The organism is Enterobacter hormaechei subsp. xiangfangensis (assembly GCF_001729785.1).
GTDB classification, from domain to species: domain Bacteria; phylum Pseudomonadota; class Gammaproteobacteria; order Enterobacterales; family Enterobacteriaceae; genus Enterobacter; species Enterobacter hormaechei_C.
On record NZ_CP017183.1, the window covers coordinates 2653323 to 2672291 of the forward strand.

15 protein-coding genes and 1 pseudogene are annotated in these 18969 nt (G+C 56.7%); all 16 read right to left on the minus strand.

What is annotated here, in order from left to right; translation table 11 throughout:
- Positions 1-10 precede the first annotated feature (10 nt).
- The 16 genes and pseudogenes from BFV63_RS12770 to BFV63_RS12845 all read right to left on the minus strand — a co-directional run bounded on the left by BFV63_RS12770 (position 11) and on the right by BFV63_RS12845 (position 18677).
- A complete protein-coding gene (locus BFV63_RS12770; RefSeq protein ID WP_048240619.1) occupies positions 11-1969 on the minus strand; it encodes a type VI secretion system Vgr family protein in 1959 nt (652 codons plus the stop codon).
- Between the two features lie 84 nt (positions 1970-2053).
- The gene (locus BFV63_RS12775) at positions 2054-2470 is read right to left on the minus strand and encodes a hypothetical protein (RefSeq protein ID WP_023314301.1); all 417 of its coding nucleotides are present in this window, start codon (positions 2468-2470) and stop codon (positions 2054-2056) included.
- A 52-nt stretch (positions 2471-2522) separates the two neighbouring features.
- Positions 2523-3269, minus strand: coding sequence for an ankyrin repeat domain-containing protein (locus BFV63_RS12780; RefSeq protein ID WP_032628406.1), 747 nt, complete (start codon positions 3267-3269; stop codon positions 2523-2525).
- Between the two features lie 11 nt (positions 3270-3280).
- Positions 3281-4747, minus strand: a complete 1467-nt coding sequence (locus BFV63_RS12785) for a Tle-like phospholipase domain-containing protein (RefSeq protein WP_048240618.1) — start codon at positions 4745-4747, stop codon at positions 3281-3283.
- A gap of 25 nt (positions 4748-4772) precedes the next feature.
- Positions 4773-6206: a serine/threonine protein kinase gene (locus BFV63_RS12790; protein WP_022651404.1), complete on the minus strand. Its 1434-nt coding sequence runs from the start codon at positions 6204-6206 to the stop codon at positions 4773-4775.
- A gap of 24 nt (positions 6207-6230) precedes the next feature.
- Complete coding sequence (gene tssH, locus BFV63_RS12795; protein ID WP_023314304.1) at positions 6231-8846, minus strand: type VI secretion system ATPase TssH; 2616 nt, start codon at positions 8844-8846, stop codon at positions 6231-6233.
- Positions 8847-8884: 38 nt separating this feature from the next.
- The gene (gene tssG / locus BFV63_RS12800; RefSeq protein WP_048240616.1) at positions 8885-9928 is read right to left on the minus strand and encodes a type VI secretion system baseplate subunit TssG; all 1044 of its coding nucleotides are present in this window, start codon (positions 9926-9928) and stop codon (positions 8885-8887) included.
- Positions 9925-11796, minus strand: a complete 1872-nt coding sequence (gene tssF, locus BFV63_RS12805; RefSeq protein WP_032628408.1) for a type VI secretion system baseplate subunit TssF — start codon at positions 11794-11796, stop codon at positions 9925-9927. The genes tssG and tssF overlap by 4 nt, the downstream gene beginning before the upstream one ends.
- Before the next feature lie 2 nt (positions 11797-11798).
- A pseudogene (gene tssE / locus BFV63_RS12810) lies at positions 11799-12363 on the minus strand (type VI secretion system baseplate subunit TssE).
- Positions 12356-13168: a type VI secretion system accessory protein TagJ gene (locus BFV63_RS12815; RefSeq protein WP_048240614.1), complete on the minus strand. Its 813-nt coding sequence runs from the start codon at positions 13166-13168 to the stop codon at positions 12356-12358. The pseudogene tssE and the gene BFV63_RS12815 overlap by 8 nt, the downstream one beginning before the upstream one ends.
- Positions 13169-13177: 9 nt before the next feature.
- Complete coding sequence (locus BFV63_RS12820; protein WP_023314307.1) at positions 13178-14164, minus strand: hypothetical protein; 987 nt, start codon at positions 14162-14164, stop codon at positions 13178-13180.
- A 16-nt stretch (positions 14165-14180) separates the two neighbouring features.
- Positions 14181-14978, minus strand: a complete 798-nt coding sequence (locus tag BFV63_RS12825) for a PP2C family protein-serine/threonine phosphatase (protein ID WP_003859969.1) — start codon at positions 14976-14978, stop codon at positions 14181-14183.
- Positions 14975-16750, minus strand: a complete 1776-nt coding sequence (gene tagH, locus BFV63_RS12830; RefSeq protein ID WP_045337519.1) for a type VI secretion system-associated FHA domain protein TagH — start codon at positions 16748-16750, stop codon at positions 14975-14977. Before tagH ends, BFV63_RS12825 begins: the two co-directional genes overlap by 4 nt.
- A 90-nt stretch (positions 16751-16840) precedes the next feature.
- Complete coding sequence (locus tag BFV63_RS12835; RefSeq protein WP_022651411.1) at positions 16841-17263, minus strand: hypothetical protein; 423 nt, start codon at positions 17261-17263, stop codon at positions 16841-16843.
- Between the two features lie 4 nt (positions 17264-17267).
- Positions 17268-17660 (minus strand): hypothetical protein, encoded by a 393-nt coding sequence (locus BFV63_RS12840; protein WP_032628301.1) that lies wholly within the window; start codon positions 17658-17660, stop codon positions 17268-17270.
- Positions 17661-18677, minus strand: coding sequence for a hypothetical protein (locus BFV63_RS12845; RefSeq protein ID WP_022651412.1), 1017 nt, complete (start codon positions 18675-18677; stop codon positions 17661-17663). It abuts the gene before it with no gap.
- Between the last annotated feature and the right edge of the window lie 292 nt (positions 18678-18969).

Consider the following 18969-nt stretch of genomic DNA (forward strand, 5'->3'; position numbering starts at 1 on the left):
CTTCTACATATTAGCTGTTAATTTTAACAACAGCGCCTTTAATATCTGTCAGGTTTGTACCATTGAGATGAAGAGTATCATTAGCTTTCATCTCGGCATTTATTCCGCCGCCTAACTTCGTCAACTCCGTCCCTTTGAAGGATGCCACAGTAATACTCTCAGCCTTGAGTGTCCCTTCGGAAACGATAATTTCAATTGTCGATGGCGTGATAAGAATGTAGTTATCATTCACCTTTAACTTAATCGAGGTTGTCGCTTCCAGCAGAGCATTTCCCTCTTTATCCATAGTCAATACGGTTTGGTTTTTACCTACATTGAATTTGTGCTGATTACCCGTGTTGCTGGTTGAATTCGCCCCCACGTTCACGTCCCGGTTACGCTTAACCGTTACGTGCTCATCCCGGCCGATAATTTTTTTACGGTCTACCCCTACGTCATGTGTCTCGCAGTTCTCGATCTCGGTGTCCATGTTTTTTTCAGCATGAATCCAGATCTGCTCTTGCCCAGCCTTATCCTCGAATCGTAGGGCATTGGCATTATCTTTGTGGCCATCCTTACTGCGGCTCATAAAACCCATCTGCGTCGCCGCAGCCGGCAGTGCCCACGGCGGCATGCTCGCGTCGTTATACACGCGACCGGTGATAATCGGACGGTCCGGGTCGCCGTTGATAAAGTCCACCACCACCTCATCGCCGACGCGCGGGATTTGCACCCCGCCGTAGCCCTGGCCCGCCCAGGCGCTCGACACGCGCACCCAGCAGGAGCTGGTGTCATCGCCCTTCGCCAGGCGGTCCCAGTGGAACTTCACCTTCACGCGGCCATATTTGTCCGTCCAGATACTCTCCCCCTGCGGCCCCACCACTTTCGCCGTCTGCGGGCCGTAGGTGCGCGGCCACGCCGTGCTCTGCGCCGGACGGTAGGACACCGACGCCGGAATGACGCTGAAATCGGTGCGGTGAATGGTCTCCCCCTCACCGCTCGCGTAGCGGTTCTCCTCGAAATGGTAGCCCGCCGCCGTCACCAGATACTCGCCGTTATCGCTGAAGAACGGCGCGTTGGTGAGGGTAAAAATGTGGCCCGGCGCAATGCCCGCCGCCGTGGCCGTCGCCTGAATCTGCTGATGCTCCACCTGCCAGCGTTCCTGACGGATGCGGGCGTAGAATTCCGCATGGCCCGTCTCCACAAAGCGCCCCGGCCAGTCGTACACGTCGATGCTGCCCGGTTTCGGTGACGCCGGGTTCTGCTGGGCCTGGAACAGCCACGCGTTCGGCTTGCGGAAGTCATAGTCATCGAGGCTGTAAATCCCCGGCGTCACGCTGTCCTCCAGCGCCCACTGGCTGATGCCCTCTTCATCCGTACTGCCGCCGGACGGCGTCTGGTGGTAAGGAATGACCTCATAGCCGCTGAAAGGCTGGTGCTGGGTGGCGGCGTCGGTGAGCACCAGGGTGTGTTTGTCGGCCTCGTGGCTGAAGTAGTACGCAATTCCCTCCAGCTCCATCAGACGGCTGATGAAGTCCAGGCTCGATTCCTGATACTGCACGCAGTAGTCCCACACGCGGTAGCTGCCGGTGAGTTTGTCCTCGAGGTTAACCTGATGCTCACCCAGCAGGGTTTTGACAATCTGCGGTACCGTCTGGCCCTGGAAGATACGCAGGTTGCGGTCGCGCTTCATCGGCCACAGGTCCGGCTCCACCGTCAGCTGGTACACCGCGTAGCGGGTGCCCGTCAGCTCAACGGCGCTCACCGCCACGCGCGTCACCTTGCCGTTGATAAAGCGGGGAGTAAGCAGGCTCTGCGTGGGGATGGTCACTGTGACCGGCTGACCGAGCAGCCTGCTGCGGTCAATGCGCGCATCCGTGCCGAGCAGGGTCAGCGTCAGCGCGAACGACTCGGACATCGCCTCGCGGCCGGAGAGTTTCCAGAAAAGCAGCCCCTCGGCCGGGAGCTGGACGGTAATTCGGTTGAGCATAATCTTTATTCCGTAATGGTTTATGCTGAGAATATTTTTAACGCAAGGCTTTTTTAAACGTGAATGTTCTGGTTATTGGCCGTCTTACTCTTTAACCGGGGGCCTTTCCCCTTCATATTTATAAATCCACAGGGAATAGATTTTCAGAAACTCTGACAAAATGAATAAAAATCCATTTAGCCAGACATTCATCACGCCCGTGAAACTTAACACGAGGGGAAAAAGGGAAACTGAGTAGCGAAACCCAACCAGACGCAGTATTTCCTGATAGAGTGCCAGTCTGCTCGCGTATAAATTCCGGGCGAAGAAGCACCATGCTGAGGCAATAAAAGAGAGCAACAACAAAAAATCGAGAATAAAGAAAAGAATAACCAGAGCGCTATACCCACCAGCAGACAGCGTGTTCACAACCGTACTGAAGGCGTGTATATCGGAAATAAAAGGGATCTTGTCATGCCGCATGGACTGGGCACAATATAAGACAACGGCCAGGGCATCCATGCATCCCCAGAAAACGAAAACCTTATCTCTGGCGTTCATGACAGTTGAGCAATCACTTAACCGGCGCGGGTGGCCATTCGCCCCCCTTCTGGATGAGCTTCTCTTTTATTTCGTTTAATTTCTCGTATTGCTCACTGCCTCGCTCGAGTCCATTAAGCGCGTCCGCGAGCGCATTGCTCATCGACCAGCCATTTTTGGCCTTAATTGACGGATCCGCTCCACGATCGAGCAGCAACAAGACATGATCGTAAGCCTGGTTATCCAGCGCATCAAACACCAGCGTTTTACCCAGTGAATTGGTTGAGTTGACGTCAGCACCGCGATCGAGCATGGCTTCCAGCGTCTCTGTATTTTTCGCTTTAAGCGACTGGAAGACGATCGGTTCGTGGAAAACCTTATCTTTCACGTTGGGTGAGAGGCCACCGTCCAGCATCGCGTCGATCCAGTCCGCACTGTCTCCCTTTAGGGCAAATTCGGCAGGACTGCTTTTTCCCTGCGGTCGAGGCTGGAGCGGATCTGCGCCAGCCTTAACAAGCAACGTAATCACCTTTAAATGGGGCGATGTCTTTTTATCATTAATCGCGTTGCCGATGGCCCAAAAAAGCAGGGTCATATCCTGCTTTCCCGGTTTATTAAGATCGCTGTCTGGTGCAAGCGTCTTCACCGCGTCGACATCGCCTTCTTCAATCGCTTTCGCCAGTTCAAGCTGCTGACCGCTGAAGTAGTCCTGTGGATTAAGGTCCATATCCTGCTTACACCCCTGAATCATGAATAAAAAACATAACGCGACAAAAGCCATCAACCCTTTTTTCACAATCGACTCCCGATTATCGAAATATCCTCATCCTTCTGTTGCTCTATGCAATCAATCGCCTGATTAATCCCGTGGCGGTCCAGCGCACTTCCGGTTCCACCGGGAAGGTCATGGGGTATTCCGGCAGCATTAGGGCTCAGCGCAGAGATTTCCTCTTTGAGGATCCACGAAGGGACATGCCCTTTCATCGTTTTCAGATCTTCCCAGGGGTTAACTTCCTGAATCTTCGTCAGCAGTTCACCTTCAACCCGATACGCCTGGATATTATCCGTACTGCCTAATATCTTACCGCCGTATTTTTCTACGGTTCCGGCATTGAGGCCGGCGGCGTTAAACGTCCACCCCGCTTTCCCGCTGCCCATAGAGGTTGCAGAGGCGAGACCACCGCCAAGGGAATGACCGGCAATATCAATATTCTGGCCTGACCTTGCCAGCTCCTTACCGATACTCACGGCCTTTTTATAATAATCTGAAGCCATACCCATGCCCTGTGAGAAGTTATTCGACCAGTCAGCCCCGTTTACCACCGGCGCCAGTTCCCCTTTGGTCAGTAGAGAGGAGACATTCTCAGACAGAGAGGCGAAGCCAGGCTCGCGCGATCCCCTGAATACCAGCGTGGGGTTCATATCTGCACCAAACACTTCCGGCTTCGGTTGATAGACGCGCGCCAGAAAATTGGGGGACGTATCATCGTCAAAGAGCATGGATTTGTTCAGCCCGAACTTTCCTAACAGCGCATCGTCATTACTGATATCCGTCCATCCCTCCGGCACGCCCGGTGTGGTTTCCAGCGGGTTCACGGTCTTATAAATATTTTCCGCAAGCTTCGCTTTTTCCACCGCGATATTATTCGCCGCCAGACGTTTCGCGGCGATCTGGGCATCCGGATAAAGGCTATTGCTCCCCTTCGCGATCAGATCTTTACGCGCCTGCCAGCGTTCTGCTTTGGTCATCTTCTGAAGCTGCCCGGCATAGGTTTTACCGTCCTTGCCCGGAGTAGGTTCATCCGGCACCTGTGCCGTTTTAGATTTCACCACCTGTTTTGGCAGTACCGTTGGCGCAGGGCGAGATCCGTACGCTCTCACCATAGTTTCGTAGCGGTCAACAATCGTACTCACCGGATACCAGCCCAGGCCGACCAGCGAGGCAGCCTGGAGTTGCCCTTTGGCGTTGATATAAAAAATTTCCGTTACTGATGACCAGTCACGAAAACTTTCGTCAATGGCAACCACTCTGCCCATCTCTAAATCCTGCGCGATCAGCGTACGGGTATCGCGCCCGGACTGATAAGGATTCGCACCGGTGATCGTGCGCAGCAGATCGTAGCGCGTGAAGAGTGAGCGCAGCGAATGGTCGGGAACCGACATAATCCACTGTCCGGCAACGGACGGGCGGATTATTTTCGCAAACAGCGCTGGCGAGACGTTCTCGTGGAACAGATAGACAAACTTGATGTTATACATTCGCTCCGTCCTGTTACCCGCAGGCTTACGGATTCACCAGCCAGGTGCCTGGCTTCGCAATATCCAGCGTCTGGGTACGCGTTCTTCCATTGCCTTCCAGTTCAATGCGGGTCTCGCCCGCAGGCAATTTCAGCGATGCGTAACCGTTATTCCCCGGACGCAGCGCTTTAGACTCGCCGTTCACCTTCAGCGTCTCGCCATCAAGCATGCGGATGTAGACCAGCGCGACCGGGCTGGCGTCGACAGGCGGCGCACTCTGCTGCGCCGTAGCAGGTGGCGCTACCGGCTCGCTCACGTCTGCCGTTGCCGGTCTGGTTTCCGATTGGGATGAGGTCTCAGCCGGAGGGCTCACGGCAGGGGTTTGCGCCGTCTGCTCTGGCGTTTCCTGACTGCCGCCGCCGAACAGCATCGCACCGGCAACCACCCCAACCAGCACGCCCGCGGCCACCAGCCCCGGAAGCTTGTAACGTCGCCAGTCCAGCGCGGAAGCAGATGCCTCCTCTTCCACCGGCACCAGCATCGTGCCGGTCTTCTTCGCGGTCAGCACCTCGTCGATACCGGCGACGGGCATCTCGATCAGCGCCGCAAACTCCTCAATGGATTGCGGACGGTCTTCCATATGCAGCGCCAGCGCCTTGTCGATGGCCTGAAGCAGCGGAATGGAATAACCCTGCGGCATCAGCTCCACCAGTGGTTTGCAGGTGTCCTGAATCGAACGCACCACGCTGACCGGCGGCGGAGAGCCGACGATGAGGGTGCGCAATACGGCGCCGAGCGCGTAGATATCCGTCCACGGCCCCTGCTCGCTTTCATTGTCGTCGGTATACTGCTCGATAGGCGCGAAGCCCGGACGCAGCATGGTTTCCGTCTCATCCGAGAGATTACCGATGGTGCGGCGCGCCGATCCGAAATCGAGCAGCACCGGCAGGCCGTTATCCTGAATCTGAATGTTATCCAGCGAGATGTCGCGGTGTAGATAACCCTCGTCGTGGATCGTTTTGATGGCGCCGAAGAGCATTGGCAGCATGCGGCGGATCCACGCCTCGTTAATCAGCTCCGGTTTCTCTTCGCGCAGACGCGACAGCGTGGTACCGCTGTAAAACAGCGTCCCCATATAGGCCGTGTCGTTTTGCACCCAGAAACGCAGTACGTGCAGCAGGTTCGGGTGGTTAAAGCGCGCCAGCAGGCGGGCTTCCTGGATGAAGCTGTTCAGACCGGCAGAAAACGCTTTGCCGAAGCGCTCGCTGCGCAGCACCAGCGTCATATCCTCGCCGCGCACGGCGAGGGAGGAAGGCATAAATTCTTTGATAGCGATAGTGCGTTCGAGCTGGTGATCCCAGGCGCGATAGACGATGCCGAATCCGCCGCCGCCAATCACCTCTTTTATCTCAAACTCATTGAAACGGTACCCGACCGGGAGCGCGTTTGGGACAGTCCGATTGTTATCATTATCCGTCATCTTTTACAGTTCTCTTGATGATTATTACGCGGCAAACTGACAGTGGAACTCGCCCTGCTCGCAGGTGACATGCAGACGTCGGTACTGCTGGTCGCTGCGGCTGGCGGTAAGTAAAATCTGGCTCATCTGAGGCAGCAACGTATTGGTCAGAATCGCATCCACCATACGCCCGCCCGACTCAACCTCGGTACAGCGCTGAACAATCTGTTCGACCACGCTGTCGTCAAATTCAGAAATAATGTTGTGATTCTCTTCCAGACGACGCTGAATGCGCCTGAGCTGAAGACGCACAATCTGCCCCAGCATCTCGTCGCTCAGCGGGTAATACGGCACCACCAGCAGGCGGCCCAGCAGCGCAGGCGGGAACACCTCCAGCAGCGGCTGGCGCAGGGCGCCGCTTAACGCGTCAGGCTCCGGCATCAGTTCCGGGTCGGCACACATGGCTGCGATCAGGTCGGTGCCGACGTTAGAGGTCAGAATAATAATGGTGTTACGGAAATCAATATGGCGCCCCTCGCCGTCCTCCATCCAGCCCTTGTCGAAGACCTGGAAGAAGATCTCGTGCACGTCCGGGTGCGCTTTTTCAATTTCATCCAGCAGCACCACGCTGTAGGGACGGCGGCGCACGGCCTCGGTTAAGACGCCGCCTTCACCATAGCCCACATAGCCCGGAGGCGCACCTTTTAACGTCGAAACGGTGTGCGCTTCCTGGAACTCGCTCATGTTGATGGTAATGACGTTCTGCTCGCCGCCGTAAAGCGACTCTGCCAGCGCCAGCGCGGTTTCGGTTTTACCCACGCCGGATGGCCCGCAGAGCATGAATACGCCGACCGGTTTGTTCGGATCGTCAAGCTTCGCCCGCGAGGTTTTTACCCGACGGGCAATCAGATCCAGACCGTGACGCTGACCAATAACCCGCTGGTTCAGCGTGTCGGCCAGGTTCAGCACCGCGTCAATCTCATTTTTCACCATCCGGCCCAGCGGGATCCCGGTCCAGTCTGAGACTACCGCAGCCACCACGTTCTCATCCACCGCGGCAAACAGCAGCGGTTCGTCACCCTGTAAGATCTTCAGCGCCTGCTGCTGTTCTGCCAGCTGGCCGTGCAGCTCGGCCGTATCCTCATCTACCGCCGCAAACAGCGCGGCACGCAGACGGATAATCTCCTGCACCAGGCTGCGCTCTTCTTCCCAGCGTCGGGCCAGGGCTTCGCGTTTTGTCTCATACGCGTCGCGTTCGGCGCGTAATGCCGTGACGCGCTCGGCATCACCGGCCGCCACGCGCGCTTCGCGTTCTGCGATCTCAATTTCCACGTCAAGCGCAGCAAGGTGACGCAGACAGTCTTCCAGCTGAGCAGGCGGCGCGCTCTGGCTGACGGCCACGCGCGCGCAGGCGGTATCCAGCAGCGCCACCGCTTTATCCGGTAGCTGACGCGCAGGGATATAGCGATGCGACAGTTTCACCGCCGCGCTGACCGCTTCGTCGAGGAGTAAAACCTGATGATGGGTTTCCAGCGGCGACACGGTGCTGCGCAGCATCAGTACGGCTTTCGCTTCATCCGGCTCGTGAACCTGTACGGTCTGGAAGCGGCGGGTCAGCGCAGGATCTTTCTCAATGTATTTTTTGTATTCCGCCCAGGTGGTCGCGCCGATGGTGCGCAGCTGGCCTCGCGCCAGGGCAGGCTTGAGCAGGTTAGCGGCATCGCCGGTGCCCTGCTGACCGCCAGCGCCAATCAGGGTGTGGATCTCATCGATAAACAGAATAATTGGCGTGGCGCTGGACTGCACCTCGTTAATCAGCGCCTGGAGGCGCGCCTCAAATTCCCCTTTCATGCCCGCTCCGGCCTGAAGCATGCCGATATCCAGCAGCCACAGCTGAACGTTTTGCAGCGGCTCCGGCACGTCGCCGTCGGCGATACGCAGCGCCAGCCCTTCCACCACTGCGGTTTTCCCGACGCCGGCTTCCCCGGTCAGCAGGGGGTTGTTCTGGCGACGACGCATCAGGATATCGACCATCTGGCGGATCTCTTCATCGCGCCCCACCACCGGGTCAATCTTGCCTTCCCGGGCGCGCGCCGTCAGATCCTGACCATACTGCGCCAGCGTGCCCTGCGCAGCCGGTACTGCCCCGGCAGGCGCGTCCGCAGCGGCGGCGGCCTGCTGGCTCTCTTTGCTGCTGGCGCAAATGGCGTCGAACTGCTCGACCAGCACCTCAACGTTAAGACGGGTGAACTGCGCCGAAATACTTTTCAGCACGTTAGCCAGATTCCACGTTTTCAGTATGCCGATCAGCAAATGGCCGCCGCGGATGCGGCTGACGCCAAACTTCAGCGAGCCGTAGACCCAGGCGCGCTCGACGGCGCTGTCGATATGCTCGGAAAGATCAGACACGGAACTCGCGCCACGCGGCAGGGCATCCAGCGCCGCCACGATATCGCGCGTCAGCTGCTGTTCATCAAGGGCGAAGTGACGGATGACCTGTTGCAGATCGCCATCCTGCTGCTGCATCAGCTGATGCAGCCAGTGCACCAGCTCAACGTACGGGTTGCCGCGCAGCTTACAGAAGGCAGTCGCGCTTTCCAGAGAGGTAAATAACAGCGTATCCAGTTTGCCGAAAAGCACGGCACGGCTAATTTCTGACATGTTAGTTTCCATTAACAATGATTCGGTATACGGAAGGATTATCGCTCTGCGCGATACACCAGATCGCCACGCGGAACAGGGTGAGGCTGAAGGCCGAGCCAGGTGTTGTACCCTAATCGCCCGGCGCTGCCGAGCGTGGCGCCCTGCACCGCATCGGCGCGCAGGATCACCCGTGTTTCCCATTCAAATTCCACCCCGGCGTACTGTCGCACCCAGTCGCGCAGCTCGGTGACCCATCCTTCGCCCGGCAGAAAACGGTTGTAGTCGTCTGCGCTCAACGGGCCAATCTCGAGCCGGAATTTATGCTGCACGTCGCGTACCGCAATGCCGAGAAAAGCGGACTCTCCCATGCGCGGCAGGCGACGCCCCTCACCCAGCTGTGCCTGCTCCCTCGTTGAGAGCGGCATCCACTGCGGGACGTTGGCCACCAGCCTGACCGGCACGTTGAAATAGTTGCGCAGGATTTTCTCCAGCCCTTCCGGGTCCCGCCCGTGGCGGGTCAGGTGCCCGGCGTGAGTAAAGCGGGCATGCGCGCTCAGGCTGCCTTTCGACATCTGGGCAGGCTGCCCCATGCCAATCAGCGATGCCAGATACCCTTCGAAGCGCCTGTTGTCGTCGCGATCCAGTGAAACGGCAGGCTGCGCGTCCGCCCAGGCGCGGTAGAACAGCAGCGTCAGGCGGTGGTGAAAGAGGTCGGCAAACGCGCTGAGGCTGTGATCCTGATGATGATGAATACGCTCGCGGGCATACTCAGTCATGTGCACCGGCAGTGGGCCGTTAGGACCAAACAGGCCGAAGCTCAGAATGGAAACCTCATGCAGTCCGTTCTCTTCCCGCTGCCGGACCTCAGCAACCGTTGAGGGCGCAAAGCCCATTGAAGGCTGCTGACCAATACGCAGCGGCTCAAATTTAGGCAGCGGCGCGCGTCCCAGCGGGTAACGCTCGCCGCCCTGGGCATCAATTCGTCTTAACAGCTGGAACAGATCGTAGCGCCACGGCGTCTCGCGCACTCCGTGCCAGAACGCATCGGGCAGCGGCGTCAGGCGATGCACGCGCAGCGTTGCAGGGGCAACTTCACTCATACCAGCGCCCTTTTACCCATACGCGGCGCCCAGTAGCCGATTTCGCCGCGCTGCTGGCTCTTGAGCGTGAACTCCGTAAAGCTGTTGATGGAGACCAGGCGGGCAAAAAGGCGCTCCAGCACGCTGCCGAAAAGCCACGGGCTGGCGCCGGAAAAGGCGCGTTCGTCCACCGTCAGGGTGATGCCGATCCCGCGGGCGAACACCACCGGGCCGGGTTCCGGCACGCGGCGGTGCACCGGCTCCAGCACGCAGTGACGAACGCCATCCACCTGACGGGCAACCGGCGTCTCGGCGAGGTTGGCGTACAGCCCTAACAGCTGACGCAGCGCGGCAGCGCCCTCTTCGTTTTCGCTGTCCATCAGGCTAAGGTAGTTCATTTGCAGCTGGCTGATGAGCCGCCAGGTGCTGAACCCTTCGGCCAGTGCCGGACGCGGCGGCGTCGGGCCTTTACGCAGGGTTAACGCCTTCACCGGCATGGAGTCGGCCATAATAAACTGCCCAAGCTCCTGCTGGAGCATCAGCGGCAGGTCACGGCTGGTGCACAGCACCTCGGCGGAGATATAGCGCAGGTTTTCCTGCCACGGCGCGTGCTGCGCATCCACCAGCGAGACGAAGACCTCCGAGCCGATATAGCCCGTGCGGGTGCCATAGCGCAGCGCGTGTTCGGAGAGAACGCGCTGCTCACGACGCAGGGAAAAATAGGCGCCGTAGTTGCCCGCGTCCCCGCTCCAGGTACTCCAGAACGGACGAAACGTCTGGTCGTCCCGCTGACCATCCGCGCTGGCATAGATTTTTTTCACGGCATAAATTTCATAATCCAGCGGGCGGATGTTATCCACCACCAGATGGTATTCATGCTGGCTTTCGCTCAGCTTCTGCCGGGCCGCCACTTTCGGGAACAGGTTGATCACCGGCGTGCAGTGCAGCGCCAGGTGGCTGGCATCCACCACGCGCTCCAGCTGATCGTCGCTCTTGTCGAGCAGAATGAAGATATCAAACGCTTTTTCGTCTTCGCAGCGCTGGATCAACTTGCCCAGCCCGCTCAGGCTGATGAAACGAAAACGCGCCGGGAACGCGAAGTACTCCTGCAACAGGCGATAGCCGTCAAAGTTACGCAGATCGTCCGGGAGCAGGGCCTGGTCCGCATCAAAGCCTTCCTGACGCAGGGCGTCAGACGACAGCAGCTGGCGCTGGGGCTGCTTGCTGACCGTCTGGCAGACGATGCCCGCGTGGTGCTCCATCACCAGCTCCAGCAGCTTCAGCGCCTCGATGTCCGGGCCGCTTAAGAAGAACTCCAGGCGGTCAAAATCCAGGTGCCCGAGATGCTGCGGGCCATCGCAGGCAATGCGGACCCGTAAGGCGCTGCTGATCCCCCGCTGACTCAGGCCGAGCTGGGCCAGCGGCAGATCGGCGGGAACGCCGCCCAGCTCGATCCGCTCAATTTTTAACGGCAGCAGGTTCACCTCGTGCGCCGTGGTATAGCTGCACGTAACGCCGGTTTTTTTCAGCGCCAGGCTGTCCATCATGGTGCCGCGCGGCACAATAAAGCCTTTGCTCAGGTCGCCCCGGCTGCTGTCGGGCTGAATTTCAGCGATCGCCATCGACGGCGTAGGCGCCAGATAATTTGGCGCAATCATCTCCAGCATACGCTGTGAAAAGCGCGGGAATTCGGCGTCCATTTTCATCTGCACGCGGGAGGTCAGGAAGGCGAAACCTTCCATCAGGCGCTCAATGTACGGGTCCGCCACTTCGATGCCGCGCATGCCGAGCCGCCCCGCCACTTTCGGGTAGCGTTCGGCGAACTCCGCGCCCATCTCGCGCAGATAGGCCAGTTCACGGTTGTAATATTCGAGCAGTTTGCTTTCCATCATTACCCCGCATCTTTCAGTTCAAAATGGCCGTTTTCCAGATCGACGTCGGTGCGAAAGAGAAACTCCAGCGGATACGGCACGCACCACAGGCGGCCTTTGATTTCGATAGACAGAACGTTGTGCAGATCTAACGAGGAGGTATCGGACACGCAGCGAACCTGAAGCCCCTGGGGCAGGATCCGCGGTTCAAAGTTAATAATCGCTTCGGTGAGCTTGCGCTGAATGTCGTGCCATTCGATATCAGACATTCTTTTCCCCGCCAGCGGCGCGACGCCGAAGTTAACGACGGAACGGCTCACCTGCGTCAGCCCGCTCAGATCGCTGGAGGCATCGTGGTTGATGGTATTAAACAACCACTGTAAATCCCGCAGGACGTTACGACGCAGCGCGGCGTGGGTAATCAGATTGCTGTTGGCGGACTCGCGTTTTTTTTTCCGGATCGTTATCCGTCAGGCGATCCAGCAGTGAGGGCTGCATTTTGTCGCGCGCCCCCACTTTCTCCTGCCTGCTGCGGGCCTGCCAGCCGCTGCGCAGCAGATCGCCTTCGCCAGCGGTATTACTCATCCGCACCATCCGAGGTAAATGTCACCAGCCTCAGGGTAAGCAGCGGGCTTTCGCTTTGCTCGCTCAGCCAGGCTTTCTGTCCCATGCCTTCATACAGGGCGCCGTCATCGTCCAGCGGGAGCCACTCGGTGGTGCGCCCCAGTCTAACGCTATCGGAAGCGCCGTCAGCAAACGGATAACGCGCCGGGATCTGACACACCTGCTCGGTGCCGTCCGTGAGGCGGACCAGCGCATGACGCCACACCAGATCGGTCACGCTGGCCGGAGCCTGAAAACGGATCGCATCGATGGCGCAGAACGGCACCCAGAAATAGCGGCCATTGACCAGGGTTTCACACACCGGCCCCAGACGGGCATCGCCGTCCATCAGCCATTCAAAGGTGTGGCTCTCTTCATTCTCCAGCGTGACCTGCCCGCGGCTTGCCGGGGCCTGTTCGAGTGCCGCCAGGCGCAGCGTTTGCGCTTGCCCGGCGCGTTCGGTCAGCGCCTGGGCTAACGTCGACAGCCACGGCCACTGCGCCTCGGGCATTGCCGGTCGCGCCTCTCCCGCGAACACGCGCGCCCGCTGCTGTTCACCCTGAATGGCCTGCTCCAGCAGCGTTACGGTTGGTTTTGCCTGCGGCTTCAGCGCCAGCCAGCTCTTCAGCTGGGTCAGGGCGCGCGCCCAGTTGCCGCTGAGGATCAGAAACTGCACAAACGCGGCGCGCAGATCGGCATCCGCCGGACGAGCTTTGATTTCGGCTTCCAGGCGAAGCAGCGCGTCGCTAATCGACTCACCCGCCAGACGTTGATAAAGCGTATTCATAGCCCCCCCTTAATTCGCCGCGCGCCAGGCGCCCACTGCCGGATCGCGCAGCTGCGGACGCAGCGTGTCAATCAGAACAACGTTCAGCTCCGCGCCCGGTGCAACCCATGCGCTCCAGATCTTCTTCACCTCTGCGATACGCGCCTGGAGTCTGGCGTCGTCGCTGGCGATCTCACGGGTGATTTCCACCGCCACCGTGCCGTTGCTCTTCCAGCCGTTCAGAGTGCTGTCGTACGGCAGGATCATCCAGCTCTGGTCGCTGTTCGGGGTGCTGAAGACCATGCGCTCTTTGTTGACGGAGGTGATCAGCGCCTTTTCAGGATCGACCGCGTTGTTCAGTCCCATCACCGGGAAGCCGTGAATGTAGGTGACCGGAATCGCTTTCTGCGCCCCGTTACGATTTTGCGTCACCACGGTGTGGCCGCTGAGCCAGCTACCGTTGCCGCAGCGGGTGGTGTCGGAATCCGGAATAAACAGCGCCGGCGCGGAGGAACCGCCCTCCCAGAAGGTGCGCAGGTGGCAACCGTCCTGAAGGGTGAACTCCTGCCATGGCGTACGATCTGCCGCCACGGTGTGCGTCTCCGGATTCTGGTCAGGCGGCAGCAGCGCGCCTGAGGTGGTGGTCGTTGCCGCCGTCGTTTCCTGCTGTTTCACCACCAGCGCCCAGTCCTGTGCTTTAGCCGCTGTGCCCCGGGCAAGCGTCGTGCCTTCCGGATCGTTAAGCGTCCAGTTCAGGGTATTCAGCTTGCTGCACTGGTGCTCCAGCAGCGAGCCAAGGCGCGGCACGAAGTTTTCCAGCACCGAAACCTCTTTCTTGCCGTTCGCCACGATACGCAGCGCCACGTCCGCCTTACACCAGCTTTGCGGCGTATTGTCTTTAATGTTGTCGATCCAGATATCCAGCTTCTGCGCAGGAGACTGCACGATGCGGAAGTTTTCAGCCTGTGCGGTGGTCGCCACCGTCAGAAGAGCCAAACCCGATAGCCAAAGTTTCATATCAATCCTTGTGTGTCTAATCAGTTCCGCAGGGAAGAAATTGTGCTGCGTCAGAGAGCGTATGCAGCAAAGTGGTGTCCTGAGGGTTGCCCATCCACACCGCCACGGCGGTATAGTTATCCTGAGCATTGCCCTCCTGTTCGGCATTCTTTTGAATGATTTGGTTCATTAAGGTCAGCCACTCCTGTGGCGTATTGACCATGTGCAGCGACTGCTTCATCTGCTCTTCGCTGACGCCGTGCCAGAAACCGTCGGTGCAGAGCAGGAAGGCATCACCGTCCTCAACCTGCACGACATCGCTGTAGCTCGCTTCCGGTCCGCCATTCTCAATACCCAGCGCCAGATACAGCAGGTTGCTGTTGAGATCGTCGGTCTGATGCCCGGCATCTTTCATCTGCTGGACGAGGCTGTGATCGGTGGTGACATGCCACAGCCAGCCGCGGCGAAACAGGTACAGGCGGCTGTCTCCGGCGTGCGCCCAGTAAGCCAGACGGTAATCCCTGTCGATAAACAGGCTGACCAGCGTGGTGCCCATGCGGCGATAGTCCTGCACGGCCTGTTGTTCGCTGAGGATGGTGCGGTTCGCCGTTTGGACGTAGTCACGAATATGCTGCGCATTAAGGTGCTTGTCGCCGTCAAAGCGGGAAATAATGCTGTTGCGGGCCAGCTCAGCGGCCACCTCGCCGCCCGGCAGGCCCGCGATGCCGTCACAGACGACAAAGCAGGCTGAACGTTCCCCGATGGTTTCTCCCGTCTGATCCTGGTTGCTGGCGCGCGTCCCCTGGCGGGAGAGAGAAGCCGTTGCGATATTCATTTTTCTTCCGATCCGCTTTGTGAGTCTTTGTACTGATTGACCTCCATGTCATAGGCATGGAGGAAGGCTTCGCCAAACAGGGTATGGAAGTCGTCCTCGATCTCGCCCGCCGTCTCGCCATAGCTGCGAACGAAATAATCCCACAGCGCGGCTTTACGGCTGCCCGGCAGCGCCAGGCGTGACGTCATCCCGTTCTGCTTCGCCTGCTCTTCCAGCTGTTCCGGATTAAAGGATTGCAGCATGGCGGCGATAATGGCGCGGATACCGGAGATCATCCCCAGCTGGTGCGCCTGGAGATCGATTAGCGCATCACGCACCGATTTGGTCGGCGGCATAAAGCCCGGCATCGGCGTGCCGAACATCTGGATCAGCACCGTTTTCCCGGTCGGCAACAGTTTGAACGGGTTGTTCGCATCGTCGAGCACCATGGTCATATCGGCTTTCACCCCACGCTTGAGGATGGAGCGCGAGGAGAGCAGCGCCACGGTCCCCTGCGAGAACATGCCCAGGATCTGCCCCAGCTGACGCATATTTTCCCGGTCGAATTGCGGTACCGGCTGCATTTCGCTCAGGCCCATGCCCTCCAGCAGCGCCTCCAGCAGTTCGCCCTGAAGCACCTCGCCCCGCTCGCCGGTCTGCGCGGAGGCAGCAGGCGAAGCAGCGTTTTTAACCGGGTCGATACGCAGGCGGCCTTTAGGCGCCTGCGCGTTGCTGCGCGCCACGGCCTGCGGCGTTGGCATGGTGAAGCCAGCGTAATCGGGACGCGCGGGCTCTTCTTCCGCGCGCGGCGCATCCTGTGGTTCAGTCGGTTCCGGATCGAACAGCGGTGAGCTGGCCAGCGCATCCTCTTCCTGTGCGGCTTGCGGTTCAGGCTTTGGCTCCGGCTTATCGGCCACGATTTCATCCGGATGGGTTAACGGCGCGCCACCCATCAGGCCGAGGGGGTCATCGTGACGCGCGGCAGGTGCGCTCGCCGACCCGCCAAACAGGGCTAACGGATCAAGTTCGTCCGACGCCTCTTCCTTTGGCTGGGCAGGTTTGCTTTCGTCCGGCTGTACCAGCGTTGAAGGGGTGACATCGTCAAAGATGCTCTCTTTTTTAAACAACGCTTCATCGCTGAACAGCGTGTCCGGGTCAACGTTTTTACGTTCAAGCGACGGTTCGGCGTCGTTAAACATTGCCAGCGGATCTTCGGCATTCCGCTCCGGGGCCGCAGGCTGAGAGAACGGATCGTGGGATGCCGCGGGCTGTGGTTTTGCCCGGTTGCTGGAGATGCTGTCGGAGATGGAAAACTCCTGCATCAGGCTGTCCCAGATTTCCGACGGCACGGCCGTAGGTTCAGCTTTTCCGCGAGGCGCGGCGCTGGCCGGTTTCGGTTGTGGCGCCGGAGCAGGTGTCGCCGCTGGGCGCGCCTGCTGCATGCTGGCCGCCATGCGGCTTACGGGCTGGGTGTCATGAATGAGTTCGCTGACTTCAATGCGATAATCATCAATACCGAGAATATCCCCATCCTGAAGCTCAACCTGACGCCCACGCTCCAGCGGGATATCATTCAGTACCACGCGGGTAACGCTGCCGCGGTTCGTGACGCGGCATTCGCCACTGGCGTCGACGTGAACGATGGCCTGCAAACGCGAGATAGTGCGGTCATTGTCCGGCAGCACCAGATTGTTATCCGTACCGCGCCCAATGGTGCCGCCCGGGGCATAAAAATCACAGCTGCTTTGCGGCGGCTGATGACCGGGTTTCGTAGAAATAATCGTGAATCGCATGGCGTATTCCTGCTGGTATGATTAGCGCTCAAACGCTGCCGCTCTCGGGGGTGAAAACGGCGGGGTTTGGGGGTTATGGGCTGATTAAAATTATTTGACTACATTCAGGAAAATAATGCCAATAAGCAGCCATAGCGTGAAAAGAAAGGCCTGAGCTTTATAGCGTCGATGCAGTTTTAATATCCAGCCGATTCTCTCTTCCGGTAATGCCTGAACGAATTTATAGGCATCGTCCTGAACATTTCTGTCTTTGGTAAATTTCATCTTCACGCCTTTGCGAAGACGAACAAACCAGATTATTTTATGATAATTCGCCAGTGAACCAAAAAACGATGCATAATTTGTTATCAGGTCGATATCATAGCCTTTTTGGCGATATTCAGAGAGGAGCCACTTATAATCTGACTCGTGTTTTTTAAAAAACCGAGAACTGTAAACATCCATGATTACAACGTTAATAAATAAAAGCACAAGAAACAATAACGTTATATTTGCCAGGCATAAAGATGACATGCTTTTAGGGTCCTGTAGCAATCAATAAGAACAATAGAAGCATCAAAAAGACAACAAAAAGTGTCATCCTGTAAAACATTTTTATCCATGAGAAATCGTATATCGATGATACTAATGCCTCTGCCTCCGGAGGGAGATTTTTTTTGCTATTTTGCTTTGTGGCTTTTCCAGCCAAAATCCTTTTCATAAGGAACACACGATGCGCAAATCCGGGAAGACCAAGTTGTTCATAAAAAAGATAATCGTTTACATCTAAATATTGCTTATCACTCAAAATATGAAATGATTTTGATAGCTCCAGGGAATATTTACGATAAAAATAAAAATAAAAACACAAAGAAGCAAACAGTCCTAAAAAAACCAATAAAAGCAATATTAAACGCAAATCTCCATACATTTATTCGTCCCCAGAAAAAATCAAGTTACTAATCCCTTCACCCAATTCAGCCCCTCCTTTAGTACCCATCCAGGCTCCCGCAGAAGTAGCGCCTAGTCCTACAACAATTCCACACACAAGGGCACCAGTACCCATCGTAGGTATTCCCATTGCACCGCAAAGAGCCCCAGTACCTAAAGACGCAGCCCAGGCTCCTCCCGCAGCACCAAGCGTACCTCCACCAAACTTACTATATTCAGTAACAGCAACTTTTCCACATTCATCTTCACGATCGACAGTACAGGCTTTATAAACATCATTAGAAGTATTCAAAAAAGAGAAACCTAGTGAGATCCAGCCCCCTGCTTTCATAATACTAGCCGCGCGAGAAGAGCGTACAATATAATCTGAATATCCAGGGATCGCGCCGACACCAACCGTACTCCATTCATGGACGATAGAGCGGCTTGATAAGTTCAATGCTTTTTTAATATTTTCGTAGGTTTGAATCTTAAGTGTTAGCTTGCTTAGGTTATTTAATAAAGGTTTTAGCTGAGAGAATAACACCCTTCTTTCCATATAAAACTGCTGACCAATTAAAGAACCTTGGGATATAAACTGATTCTGATAAGTCCTCTCAATTTTAATGAGTATATTTTCAATTTGCCTGAAATATTTCTCACCTAAATCACCAGCATTCCCAGCTAGTTTATCACCTAAGGAAGTCAATGCGGAAATATTGTCATAATTAGCGTGGAGATACTCTGCAACCGATGTGTTTAATGATGCCAGCGCATGGTTAATTTTCTGTTTTGCCCTGGAAAGAATACTCAGTTGCGATGACTGATTCGTGTTGTCTGGGTCAGCCACTATGAGTAACTGCCCTGGTTTTAACCAAGGTGTGTCATTGTTTATTTGCATAAAGTATCTAGCGGCTTCGCTATTTACATTATTAAACAATAATCGAGCTTGATAATCTAAAGTTCCAGGGTGTTGGACCACACAGTAGCCCGGGCTAACGGTTGAACGATGTGTCATATTTAAACCCTTTAATCAACACACATAGTTGTCCAGAGTTTGCAGTGGTGAATTGTTTAATTATTTTATAATTAAATAAACATTCAAACGCCGATGCACTCTCGAAAACACCGAGGTTTGAAAATTATATCATTCACTTGCCGTTAAAAGTAACTCGCAACTTATACCTTTCTTTAATATTAACCGTGCAGCATATCGAATAGCAGTTTTTTCATTGACAATCTTCAATACAACATCATACTCACTTTTGCGCCAGTCAACCTCATTCAGACGAATACACTCCTCTGTAATC

Coding starts and splice junctions, on each gene's coding strand:
- BFV63_RS12770 (WP_048240619.1), bottom strand. CDS start 1,969: ATGCTCAACCGAATTACCGTCCAGCTCCCGGCCGAGGGGCTGCTTTTC.
- BFV63_RS12775 (WP_023314301.1), bottom strand. CDS start 2,470: ATGGATGCCCTGGCCGTTGTCTTATATTGTGCCCAGTCCATGCGGCAT.
- BFV63_RS12780 (WP_032628406.1), bottom strand. CDS start 3,269: ATGGCTTTTGTCGCGTTATGTTTTTTATTCATGATTCAGGGGTGTAAG.
- BFV63_RS12785 (WP_048240618.1), bottom strand. CDS start 4,747: ATGTATAACATCAAGTTTGTCTATCTGTTCCACGAGAACGTCTCGCCA.
- BFV63_RS12790 (WP_022651404.1), bottom strand. CDS start 6,206: ATGACGGATAATGATAACAATCGGACTGTCCCAAACGCGCTCCCGGTC.
- tssH (WP_023314304.1), bottom strand. CDS start 8,846: ATGTCAGAAATTAGCCGTGCCGTGCTTTTCGGCAAACTGGATACGCTG.
- tssG (WP_048240616.1), bottom strand. CDS start 9,928: ATGAGTGAAGTTGCCCCTGCAACGCTGCGCGTGCATCGCCTGACGCCG.
- tssF (WP_032628408.1), bottom strand. CDS start 11,796: ATGGAAAGCAAACTGCTCGAATATTACAACCGTGAACTGGCCTATCTG.
- BFV63_RS12815 (WP_048240614.1), bottom strand. CDS start 13,168: ATGAATACGCTTTATCAACGTCTGGCGGGTGAGTCGATTAGCGACGCG.
- BFV63_RS12820 (WP_023314307.1), bottom strand. CDS start 14,164: ATGAAACTTTGGCTATCGGGTTTGGCTCTTCTGACGGTGGCGACCACC.
- BFV63_RS12825 (WP_003859969.1), bottom strand. CDS start 14,978: ATGAATATCGCAACGGCTTCTCTCTCCCGCCAGGGGACGCGCGCCAGC.
- tagH (WP_045337519.1), bottom strand. CDS start 16,750: ATGCGATTCACGATTATTTCTACGAAACCCGGTCATCAGCCGCCGCAA.
- BFV63_RS12835 (WP_022651411.1), bottom strand. CDS start 17,263: ATGTCATCTTTATGCCTGGCAAATATAACGTTATTGTTTCTTGTGCTT.
- BFV63_RS12840 (WP_032628301.1), bottom strand. CDS start 17,660: ATGTATGGAGATTTGCGTTTAATATTGCTTTTATTGGTTTTTTTAGGA.
- BFV63_RS12845 (WP_022651412.1), bottom strand. CDS start 18,677: ATGACACATCGTTCAACCGTTAGCCCGGGCTACTGTGTGGTCCAACAC.